Raw genomic sequence first — 11,027 nt, 5'->3', positions numbered from 1 at the left:
ATTGTGGTAATTATATTAAAGCAAAGGTGCTGACTATTTTCATTTATATATTGCTGGTACACATAGAAATTTATTACAAGTTATTATTGTCAATAGGATTTTCAATCCATTAATTAAACACTAGTGATTACAAATATCTTTTAGCTACTGTACTATTCACAAAAATCCTCTCCCTTTAAATATATTATAATATATTTAAAAACTCCATTGTTAAATTTTAAAGAGCTTATTATACAGGTAATACAAAAAACCCTGCATAAGCAGAGTTCTTGGCTTCAAAGAGAGTTTTTACTCCCAACCGAAGCTTAAACACCGTTATCCAGGGTTATAGTTGCTCTTTTCTTCCACTTTGAAGAAAAGCAGAGAATCCAAATCTTCGATTTGGTAGAAGTTGCTTTCACAGAGTGCCATGAGAATATTTGAATAAGCTTAAATAGCCTAAATAATTCCTATGGATTGAATAAAAATAATAAATAATAAGATTGGAGTTATATATCTTAATATAAATCTAAAAGTATTTATAAAAGATTTATTATTTAATGTGTTTTTATTAGATAACTCCTCTATAACCTCTTCTTTTTTTACAATATATCCAACAAAAATTGCTATTAAAAGTCCTCCTACTGGAAGTAATATATTTGAGGATAAGAAGTCAAAAAAGTCGAAAAAGTTCTTATTAAATAAAGATACATGTGCAAAAATGCTATTCTTATGAACAGTTAAAGCTCCAACTATAAATACTGTTCCAAGAGATATTAAAGTAGAAAGCCCTCTTCCTAGCCCTCTTTCTTCTGCTAAAAAGGCTACAATAACCTCTGCCATGGAAAGCATAGCCATGGTAGCTGCAAAAGCTGTTAATAAAAAGAATAACACCAATAATAAACTTCCCATAGGCATTTGGGAAAATACCAGTGGAATTGTATTAAATAAAAGTCCTGGTCCTCCTTCTGGTTTCATTCCAAACTGAAATACTACCGGGAAAATAGCAATTCCTGCAAGTAAAGATACTAATGTATCAGAAAGAGCCACTTTAAAGGAAGTACCTAATAAATTATTATCTTCTGTAAAATAACTACTATAAGTTATCATTGTACCCATTCCTATAGATAATTTAAAAAATGCTAGTCCCAAAGCTGATAAAATAACAGAGGTAGTTATTTTGCTAAAATCTATACCAAATAAGAATTTAAGCCCTTCTCCTGATGCGCTTAAAGTTAATGCTCTAATATCACAAATAATAATTAAAAAAAATAATACAGGCATTAGGGTCTTTGTAACTTTTTCAATTCCCTTTTGTACCCCTAACATTATAATTATTCCAACAACTAATAATACTATAGCTTGCCACACTATTGGAGCTATATTTCCCCCTATTGTATTATTAAAATTGTTATTTACTATAGTTACAGCCTCTTCTATAGATTTTCCCTTTAAAATATTAAAATCACCTTTTAAGGATTTAAAAACATAGGAATAAACCCATCCAGCTACAGAACTATAAAAAAACATAATTAAAAAGGTACTTAATACACCTAAATATCCAATTACACTCCAATGTTTTCCTGCTTTTAATTGTTTAAATGCTCCAACAGCATTTTTTCTTCCACGTCTTCCTATGTAAAATTCTGCTACCATTACAGGAATCCCTACTAGTAGTATGCAAATTAAATATACAAATACAAAAGCTCCGCCTCCATTTTGTCCTGTTAAATAGGGAAACTTCCAAATATTCCCCAATCCTACTGCGGAACCTAAGGTCGCAAAAAATACAGCAAGCCCCGACGAAAACCCTTCTCTCTTCTTTTTACTCTCCATTTAAACCGCCCCTTATAATTTAATTGATTTATCTACTTATAATTTATAAATAATTTTCTAAAATAAACTTAATCTTTGACTTCATATAAAGCTTTTACTCCTACTGAAACTTACAAATACTTCCCTAAGGATGTAGCCACTTTTTCTCTAACTTTGAATAAGATGCGAGTACTAGAGCCAATAGTCATTGAATAAATTGTAGCACTTTATAGTGCTAAATTTTTCTTTTTACTTTATCATAAATTTAAGGGTTTTGCAATATTTTTTTGACAGACTTGCAATTTTGAATTATAAGTTATTAGGTTGGATCTCTAAAAAATAAACACCTAGATACATAGTTATAATAATACTATGTATCTAGGTGCTAAAGATTACTTAAGATTCTTAGATGCAAAAATCACTTTATACTTTAAATTTAAGATTCTACAGTTTTTGTCGCTACAATGTCTATACCTGTGCTTAAAATATTTTCTAACACAACCTGTCCAACCTTAATAGGTGCTTTAATCTCCATAGAGTTTATAACTTCCATAGCATTAAATAAAAGTTCTTTTGGAATTGGCTCCTTTGTTTTAACAGGTAATCTATTATATTTAGAATTTAATAACTTTATAGTAGTTGTAAGGACTCTAGTTGGATTTTTACTTTCATTTATACCGTATATCTCTCCCCTCTTACAACTATTACCCAATACTTTAAAGCTGTTATCTATTTTTTCTACTGTTAGCCTACATCCCTTTGGACACACTATACAAACTAAGTCTTTCTTGTCCACTTTTTTTCTCCTCACTTTAAGTTTATTTTTCTTATATATGAAATTAGTAATATATAAGATATGTTTAATGCTTTATGTAATATTAAATTTACAAATCTAGGTTTTATATGTCCTCTATAGATAAATATATATTGGTAACATTTTTTCCGTATATATCTTCCTTCTTTAATATAATACTTTCCATTTCTCCCGGTGCAAGATGCATTTTCTTAATCTCTTTTATAAGCTCACCTTTTTCATTTTTAACTACTAATTTAGAATTTTCATAGGTATCCCCTACTCTCATTAATAGAGTTATATTATCCTCTAGGTTTTCTTCTCTTATAATATGAGGAACCACATATCTAACTCCATTAATTCCTTTAACCTCTATTTTATTTACTTTATTCTTTAGTAATCCTCTTACATATTTTGCTGCACTTTTACCTGCTCTTTTGCTTTCTTCTGTTACATAGTCAACTAAATCATGAACATGGACCACATTTCCACAGGCAAAAACACCTTCAACAGAGGTTTCCATACTTTCATTAACTATAGGGCCTGAAGTTATTTTATCTAGTTTAACTCCTATACTTTCTAGCAGACCATTTTCCGGAATAAGACCTACAGAAAGAAGTAAGGTATCACAATCTATATGTATTTCAGTACCTGGTACTGGCTTTCTATTAGAATCTACTGCAGAAATATCAACACCTTCTACTCTATGTTTTCCATAGATTTTACTTACGGTATGACTAAGCAATAGTGGTATGTTAAAATCATCAAGACATTGAACTATATTTCTTCTAAGTCCTCCTGAATAAGGCATAAGTTCTACTACGGCTTCAACCTTTGCCCCTTCTAGGGTAAGTCTTCTTGCCATTATAAGTCCTATATCTCCAGAACCTAAAATAACCACTTTCTTACCCACCTTGTAACCTTCTAAGTTTAAAAACCTTTGAGCTGTTCCTGCTGTAAACACCCCTGCTGGTCTAGCACCTGGTATGTTAATTGCACCTCTAGTTCGCTCCCTACATCCCGTGGACATAATTATAGCCTTTGTCTTAATAGCTAAATATCCCTCATCTTTTATTAAGGCATAAACTTCCTTATGCTTATTAATTTCTAAAACCGTTGCTTCTAATTTATAATCTATATTATGAGATTTTAGATTTTCTATAAATCTTTCAGCATATTCAGGTCCTGTAAGTTCTTCCTTAAATATATGTAATCCAAATCCATTATGTATACACTGCTGAAGTATTCCCCCCAGTTCCCTAGAACGTTCTAAAACTAGAATTTTATCTACTCCATTTTCCCTAGCTTCTATAGCTGCTGCAAGACCCGCAGGTCCTCCCCCTATTATTACTATGTCATAATTAACCATCTCTCCACCTCCTTATTCATTGGTTTCTTCTATTAATATTTTAGAGTTTAAACTATCCTTTACTACTTCCTCCATAGATACATTAAGTTCTCTACTAAGTATTTCTATTATATCTGGCATGCAAAAACCACCTTGACATTTTCCCATACCAGGTCTTATTCTTCTTTTTACTCCATCTACAGTAGTTGCCCCAACATTTCTATGTATAATATCTACTATTTCACCTTCTGTTATCTTTTCACATCTGCAAATAAGTTTGCTATATCTAGGATCTTTCTTTATAAGCTCATTTTTATCTTCTGTGCTTAACTCCATAAATCTTACAAGTTTTCGTCTTGGTTTAAAATCTTTCTTTAAACTAATGTTAGTTATGTTTTTCTTAACCATATCAGCAACATGAACCGCTATGGCTGGTGCTGCTGTAAGACCTGGTGATTCTATACATGCTACATTTATAAAATTCTTATATTCTTTAGATTCTTCAATTATAAAATCGCCCTTATCCCCTGTAGCCCTTAAGCCTGAAAAAGATGTTATAACTTTATTTAATGGAATATTTTCTACACTTTTTTTAGAAATCTCACTTATAAATTTTAAACCTGACTCTGAGGTCTCATTAATATCCCTTTCATCTATATCCTCAGCATCTGGCCCTACTAATAGGTTTCCATGAACTGTTGGAGTAACTAAAACTCCCTTTCCTAATCTATTTGGGCACTGAAAAATTACAGAATTTACTATTTCACCTGCACTTTTATCTAATACAAAGTATTGGCCCCTTCTTGGAGTTATTTTAAAATCTGTATTACATATCATGCTGCTTATAATATCTGCATAAACCCCTGAACAATTTATAACTATTTTACTTTCTACTTCTCTTTCTCCATGGTTTATATAGATTTTATAATTATGATCCACTAATTTTATATCTGTTACTTCACTATTTAATATAAGTTCTACCCCATTATCCACAGCATTTTCTGCAAGGGCTATGGAAAGCTCAAAAGGTCCTACTATACCTGCACTTTTGGCATATAGTGCACCCTTAATATTTTTATTTATATTTGGTTCCAAATTTAATACTTCTTCTTTAGTTAAAAGCTCTAACCCTTCTACCCCATTTGTTTGCCCTTTCAGTTTTAGTTCTTTTAATGTATCTATATCCTCATTATCAAAAGCTAAAACTAGGGAACCTATTTTCTTAAAAGGCACGTCCAACTCCTTACAAAGTTCTTCATACATCTTATTACCTAAAACATTAAACTTAGCCTTATTGCTGCCTGGATTTGCATCATAACCTGCATGAACAATTGCACTATTTGCCTTTGTTGTTCCATTTGACACATCGTTTTCTTTATCTATTAAAATAGTCTTAATATCATATTTAGCTAATTCTCTGGCAATAGAGGTTCCTATAATTCCAGCTCCAATTATAGCTACATCATACATAAACTTTCCTCCTAGCTTTTTAAAAGCTTAAACTATATATGTTTAAATTTAATTTTTATCTAATAAATCCCCACTCTAATACTCCTATATTATTCAAAATGGGAGTAAAAATTTTTTCTGAAACAAAGAAATCTTTTTATTTAAACGTTAAAAAACCTAGGATAAAATAATTTAAACTAGGTTTCTTATATTTATACTACTAATCAATTATACTACAAAACAAATTCTAGGTAAATTTAATATAAAGGAAATATTTCCTTTATTATCTCCTATGACTCTCTATAGATTTCATTTCCTTATATAAGCCTTTCAAACTAGGATATACTTTTAAATACACCTTATTATATAGTTCTGAATAGAGTTTAACATTTTCAGGATAAGGTAAAAACTCTCTCTTCCTATGAAACATATGCTTTATAGCTTCCTCATAATTTTTATAAACCCCTAAGGCTACATACCCAATCATAGAAGCTCCTAAGGCAGAAAGCTCGTGAGTTTGTCCCTTATATACTCTTCTATTAAACATATCTGCAGTAATTTGAGCTATTATATCACTTTGAGCTCCTCCACCACAAATAGCTATTTCGCTTATTCTTACCTCTGTGGCTCTTTCAATTTTTTCTATACCATCTAAAAGAGCATAGTTAATTCCTTCTATTATAGCTCTATAAATATGTGCCTTTGTATGCACATCAGCAAACCCCACTATAGCACCTCTAGCATCAGGATTCTTAGCCCCTCCACCCCAGTAAGGCTGAAGAATTAATCCATCTGCACCTGGAGGAACTTCTCTTAATCTTTCATTTAATATTTGTTCAGGAGAAACTCCCATCATTTTAGCTTCTAATATTTCCATTTGAGAGAATTCTTTCTTAAACCAACTAATAAGCCAATATCCTCGAAGTATAGCTATTTCAGGATTAAATCTATCATGAATAGCAGAAGGATATGCTGGCATAAATCTATCTGCTTCCACATATTCTCTTGTGGTGGTTTGAACTGTAGTAGTTGTTCCAAAACTTATGCTTGCTTTAGTTTCATCCATACATCCATTACCTAAAGTTTCACATCCCTTGTCTGAAGCTCCAGCAATTAAACGGACCCCTTCTCTTATACCTGTAGCCTCACTAGCTTCTTTTGTTATTTTTCCTATAATATCTCCTGAATTCACAAGGGTAGGAAGTTTATCCTTTTCCACACCAAATATTTTCCACCTGTAATCTATAGGTGAATTAGCCCATTGTTTTTTCTTGTAGTTAAATGGAATATGTCCTATTTGATTGCTTACGGAATCAACTAATTTTCCTGATAACTTATAGTGAAAATAACAAGATAACATTATAAACTTATAAGTATTTTTCCAAACTTCAGGTTGATTTTGTTTTATCCAATGAGCTTTACTGTTTTCTTGAACTGTTTTTAAAGTTTTTTCCATGCCAATCCCTTTAAAAACAGCTTTTTCCATAAAAGAAAGCTCTGGAACCTTCTTTTCAATTCTTTGATCAAGCCATACCATAACTGGTCTTAAAACATTTCCTTTTCTGTCTATATTAATAAAAGTATCTCTTATAGTAGTTACTACTACCCCAACAACATTATTCCATATATCTTCACATTTCTTCTTTAACTCTTTGGTAGCCTTACAAAGACTATCCCAATATACCTCAACATTTTGTTCAGCCCAATCTAAATGCTCTGAAAAATATGGAATAAATTCAACTTGACTTTTGCCAAGTATATCCCCATTTATATCAAAAATCATAGCCCTTATACTTTGAGTTCCACAATCTATAGATAAAATATATTCTTTACTCATTGTTTTCCTCCAATAATATGATATTTACATATTACCACAATTAAGGTTTTCTTACCACAAACACATCCTTGATGGTAAAGCCATATTTTTGATAATATTTAAAAGGCTGAAAAAAATTTTAGGAGGGTAACCATGAAAAAAAAGATTATAATAGCAACTTTATCCGTATCTTTACTAATAGGGGGAGGACAAGTATATGCAGATAGAGTGCTAAACACAAACATACTAGGAATAATTTCATCAGGCTTTAAATCTTTAGAAAGTAATTTCTCACAAGATATGGATAAAGACCTTGTAAAAGTAACTAATACATATAAAAACAAGATAAAAGATCATGTTAACCAAAAAGTTGATTCCTCAGTAAATTCTATTAAAGTACACCAAAAGGGTGAACTTCAAAGAGTTGATTCAGAAATGAAAAGACAATATGAAATCTTAGTTAATGAAGCTGATAAAGAAATAGATAAGGAATCTTCTAATGTAAAAAGTAGCTTAACTAATAAAGCAAATATAGCAATACAAAATGGTAAGATTAATATGGAAAAGGATTTAGAAGATGCTTTAAAAGCAAAACTTGAGGATAAAAATAATACCAATACCTCAATCAAGAATAACAACAATAAACAAGGTCAAAATAACAACCAAAGTAAAGTAAATGGACAAAATAATAATCAATAAAATTATAATATCATAAGGATTTCTATTCTTTAGAGGGAGTAAAAACTCCCTATGAAGGCAGGAACTCTGTTTATTTAATTGGCAATTCCTCCAGTATAAAGTTACTTAGAGGAACTGCCATAACTATATTAATATAGAAAAATAGTTTATATGTTGACTTTTATTTATATTAATTCTTATTTATATTATTCTTATTTATACTTTATATATTATTATTTTGAACCTGTTTTTTCATTAATATTAATATTATTATTATGCTAACTATAAGCACACCTAAGGATACTAGACCACCTTCTACTCCAAATTGTCCCCCTGTTAAAATCTCATTTCCTTTAGCTATACTTTCAAATATAGAGCCGTTGCATAAAACTTATAAAAAGTTATAAATATATAAATTTTACTTTTGTTATTCATTACTAAATAACATTTCCTGTTCATAGAATCCTATTTCAAATAATTTATTCTACTCTAGTTTGGTGCGATTCTCCAAGGACTTAAATTCCCCCACAACGCAGGGTACATATAACATAATTTTTGTAAACACCAATTATGCTATTTTATAATTACCAAGATTAATTGAAGCATTTTTATCTCTATCTATTTTTAAGCCACATTTATCGCATATATAAATTCTATCCTTTAACTTTAAGTTTTCTTTTTTATTGCCACAACAACTACAGATTTTGCTTGAAGGATAAAATCTATCTACTTGAATAAACTCTATTCCATTAAACTCACATTTATATTTTATTTGCCTTATAAATTCATAAAACTTTTGCTCTTGTATACTTTCGGCTAAATGTTTATTTTTCATCATTCCACTAATGTTTAAATCTTCCATAACAACTCTATAGGGTTTTAACTTAATTATGGTATTAGTAGCTTGATGTATGTGATTAAGTCTTATATTATTTAGTTTTCTATAGATGAGCTTAATTTGCTTTTCTAGCTTTATTATATTTTTGGTTTTAATAAATTTCTTCTCTTTTTTATTTGCTTCATATTTTCTTGATACTTGTCTTTGTAATCTTTTTAATTTCTTTTTAAGCTTTCTAATTTTTACAGATTTATTAATGTTTTTTATTGGTTTGTCTAAAGAATTCACTATGGCTAAATTAGATACTCCTAAATCAATTCCAACAGATAAATCCTTATCTAACTCAACTTGATTTTCGTTGTGTTCAAAACTTAATGTCAAATACCAATACTTCCCGTCAAAATAGCATCTAGGATTAATATATTTAGGTAAATTAGGAATATCATAATTAGTTTTATATTTGACCTTTCCTATTTTCTCTAAATTAACCTTGCCATCTTTAAATTTAATAGCATCATATCTAACATAAAAGCTTTGTCTTGACCTTTTCTTAGTTTTAAATTTAGGATACTTTGATAAACCTTTAAAGAAATTATTATAAGCATAATTTAAATCTTCAAAAGCATATTGTGTAACCTGAGCTGATACCTCTTTTAACCATAGATATTTCTTATCATTTTTAATTGTATTGTTAAATTCAGCTCTTACTTTTGCTTTGGAAGGGCTGCCGCCTTGCTTATAAGTTTCCTCCCATTTTGAAAGGCCCCAGTTGTAAGCAAATCTTGCGCATCCTACGGATTTAAACATTAATATTTCTTGTTCATTAGTGGGCTTTAATCTTATTTTTATTGCCTTTATCACATTTTCACCTCCCTTCCATTATTATTTCCTAATTATTAAAGAATATAATGGAATCGAGGTAATTTAAAAAGATTACTTAAACATTTTATATATTTATAACTCCTTACAAGTTTTATGCCTCATTCACTTAGTATCGCTAGTACTAAGCAGTTCTCAAAGTCTTGTAGAACTTATGAACTTCTCATACTTTCATATGAGCGTAGACTATATCATCACCTAATGGTGTCCTCCACTTCCACTACCAATGGCTTGTAGTGTACTCCCATCACGGGATAGTCGTTGAAGTTTCCTCTTTTTGAGGCTTACCTGCTGATTGCCCATTATCACAACCTGACGGTTTTAAACATTAGGTCGGTGCACTTAGGATTTAACCTTATGCCATCTAACTAATTTTTTCTACTTTCGTAACTATCACGCTTAGGCTTATTTCATCCTTACGTTGTAGTTTAGTTAGCTTTAGGGGTTTCCAGCAATTCAAAGGATTTTGGATGTATTTCATACATCACTCCATGCTCTTTACGAACATGGGAGGCTGTCAACAATTTTCTAAGTTAAAAGTTATAAAACTTTACAGTAAGTTATAACTTTTTATAACTTATTTGTAACTGTTAGTTACCTCCCTTTGGATACGTACCACTAACCTGCCATCCAAAAATATTTCCCTGTGCCCAATTCCAAGCCGCATGCATTCCACATGCACCCCAAATCGACCCTTCATATAGTGAATATATTGCAAATAAAAGTCCTACTACGAATATTTGAATAAAGGCAATTACACTAAAAGCAGAATTAAATACGTGTAGAAATGAGAAAAAAGCTCCTTGAAAAATTAAAGCTAAGTATATATTACCACTTTTATTTTTTAACCTTGTAAATAAATATCCTCTAGTTAAGAGTTCTTCTGTGGAAGATTGAATAATCCAAGCTGGTATAATAATCAATACAGTACTTAAACTTTCAAAGCCTATCCATTTAAGTTCTGCTTGTCCTGAAATTACTAATATAAATGTTGAAATTGTCATCATAATAAATCCAATAAAAAAACCAATTCCAAACCTTTTTAAAGGTCTTTTATTGTTAAATCCTAAAGTGTTAAGTGAAAGTTTCTCAACCACCTTAGTAAAAAAAAGTATAACTATACTAATTAATCCAAACATAAAAGAAAGTTGCATAAAAAACGCCCAAAATTCACCATAGGCTAGAGATACAGTGTTCAAATTATAAATAAGCCCATAAAATATGCCTCCTAGAAGCTCCCCTAAAATTAAAAGTAAAAAAGCAATTAAAACAACACCTACCGAACCTAAGATTCCCTTTTTATTATGTTCATCATAATAAAAAGAATCTAAATAGTACTTGTCCAACATATTATTTTTATCCATTTACATCCTCCCTTGTATAATGTAGTCATAACATTCAATAGAAAACTTTCTTTTATTCTAACGAACAT

Annotated in this window: 8 protein-coding genes; 1 reads left to right on the top strand and 7 read right to left on the bottom strand. The window is 30.2% G+C overall.

The window, feature by feature from the left end:
- Window positions 1-438 precede the first annotated feature (438 nt).
- From FNZ64_RS07010 to FNZ64_RS06990, 5 genes are all read right to left on the bottom strand, one after another.
- Window positions 439-1,815, bottom strand: coding sequence for a sodium-dependent transporter (locus FNZ64_RS07010; RefSeq protein WP_142414124.1), 1,377 nt, complete (start codon window positions 1,813-1,815; stop codon window positions 439-441).
- Between the two features lie 415 nt (window positions 1,816-2,230).
- The gene (locus FNZ64_RS07005; RefSeq protein ID WP_142414123.1) at window positions 2,231-2,590 is read right to left on the bottom strand and encodes a DUF1667 domain-containing protein; all 360 of its coding nucleotides are present in this window, start codon (window positions 2,588-2,590) and stop codon (window positions 2,231-2,233) included.
- A gap of 103 nt (window positions 2,591-2,693) precedes the next feature.
- Window positions 2,694-3,956 carry an NAD(P)/FAD-dependent oxidoreductase gene (locus FNZ64_RS07000; protein WP_142414122.1) on the bottom strand — a complete coding sequence of 421 codons (1,263 nt, stop codon included), beginning with the start codon at window positions 3,954-3,956 and terminating at the stop codon, window positions 2,694-2,696.
- A gap of 12 nt (window positions 3,957-3,968) precedes the next feature.
- Window positions 3,969-5,405, bottom strand: a complete 1,437-nt coding sequence (locus tag FNZ64_RS06995; protein ID WP_142414121.1) for an NAD(P)/FAD-dependent oxidoreductase — start codon at window positions 5,403-5,405, stop codon at window positions 3,969-3,971.
- Between the two features lie 262 nt (window positions 5,406-5,667).
- A complete protein-coding gene (locus FNZ64_RS06990) occupies window positions 5,668-7,221 on the bottom strand; it encodes an FGGY-family carbohydrate kinase (protein WP_142414120.1) in 1,554 nt (517 codons plus the stop codon).
- A 132-nt stretch (window positions 7,222-7,353) separates the two neighbouring features.
- Between FNZ64_RS06990 and FNZ64_RS06985 the strand changes: the two genes are divergently transcribed.
- Window positions 7,354-7,899 carry a hypothetical protein gene (locus FNZ64_RS06985; RefSeq protein ID WP_142414119.1) on the top strand — a complete coding sequence of 182 codons (546 nt, stop codon included), beginning with the start codon at window positions 7,354-7,356 and terminating at the stop codon, window positions 7,897-7,899.
- Between the two features lie 547 nt (window positions 7,900-8,446).
- Here the strand turns inward: FNZ64_RS06985 and FNZ64_RS06980 are convergent.
- Together FNZ64_RS06980 and FNZ64_RS06975 are read right to left on the bottom strand one after the other, a co-directional pair.
- Window positions 8,447-9,577: an RNA-guided endonuclease InsQ/TnpB family protein gene (locus tag FNZ64_RS06980; RefSeq protein WP_142414118.1), complete on the bottom strand. Its 1,131-nt coding sequence runs from the start codon at window positions 9,575-9,577 to the stop codon at window positions 8,447-8,449.
- Window positions 9,578-10,185: 608 nt separating this feature from the next.
- Entirely contained in the window at window positions 10,186-10,959 is a 774-nt protein-coding gene (locus tag FNZ64_RS06975) for a CPBP family intramembrane glutamic endopeptidase (RefSeq protein ID WP_142414117.1), read from the bottom strand.
- Between the last annotated feature and the right edge of the window lie 68 nt (window positions 10,960-11,027).

This window comes from Hathewaya massiliensis (genome assembly GCF_902143515.1).
In the GTDB taxonomy this organism is placed as follows: domain Bacteria; phylum Bacillota; class Clostridia; order Clostridiales; family Clostridiaceae; genus Hathewaya; species Hathewaya massiliensis.
Note: the sequence above shows the minus strand (reverse complement) of the source record. Positions and strands in the feature narration are given on the sequence as shown.